This is a genomic window from Psychrobacter sp., from assembly GCF_036731945.1.
Classification (GTDB): domain Bacteria; phylum Pseudomonadota; class Gammaproteobacteria; order Pseudomonadales; family Moraxellaceae; genus Psychrobacter.
On the sequence record NZ_DAINDI010000022.1, the window covers coordinates 33,764 to 34,526 of the forward strand.

Below are 763 nucleotides of genomic sequence, written 5' to 3' on the forward strand. Positions count from 1 at the left end.
GTAGTTCTACCCCTTTAATCGGTAGGTGTTGTCAAAGCTTAATAGTAAATGGCATTTAATATAAAGAATCTGATATCAAATGATTATGAAGCTTTTTAGGATTAAATGCCGCTATCTATGCGTTATAAGCGTTTATTAATCTTTTCTTTCACTTATTTTATCTTGCCCTGTTATTTATTTTATTGAATATAGGGCTGTTTTGGAGAGTTGTACATGAGTGCTTCAGACAGTAACAATGCGCTTGAGCAGAACTTTGCGCCTTTAAAAAACGATAGATTGCTACGAGCACTCCGCTTTGAGCCCATAGATACCACGCCCGTATGGATGATGCGTCAAGCTGGTCGTTATTTACCAGAATATAAAGCCACCCGTGCTGAAGCCGGTGATTTTATGAGTTTATGTAAAGATACGGCGCGTGCGACCGAAGTCACTTTGCAGCCGCTGCGCCGTTATGACTTGGACGCCGCGATTTTATTCAGTGATATTTTGACCATTCCTGATGCCATGGGGCTAGGACTATATTTTGAAACAGGCGAGGGTCCGAAGTTTAAGCACCCGATTCGTACGCAAGCGGATTTAGACCGATTGCCGGTGCTCGATATGAATGACTCGCTTGATTATGTCATGCGCGCGGTGACGAGCATTCGTAAAGCACTAAACGGACAAGTGCCGTTATTCGGCTTTTCGGGTAGCCCTTGGACGCTAGCGACTTATATGATTGAAGGCGGCAGCTCAAAAGATTATCGCTATACCAAGGGTTTCT

Annotated in this window: 1 pseudogene; it reads left to right on the forward strand. The window is 43.4% G+C overall.

Features of this window, described 5'->3' with window-relative positions:
• Positions 1–303: 303 nt before the first annotated feature.
• Positions 304–763: pseudogene (locus V7D75_RS06350) on the forward strand (uroporphyrinogen decarboxylase family protein); the annotation flags it as partial.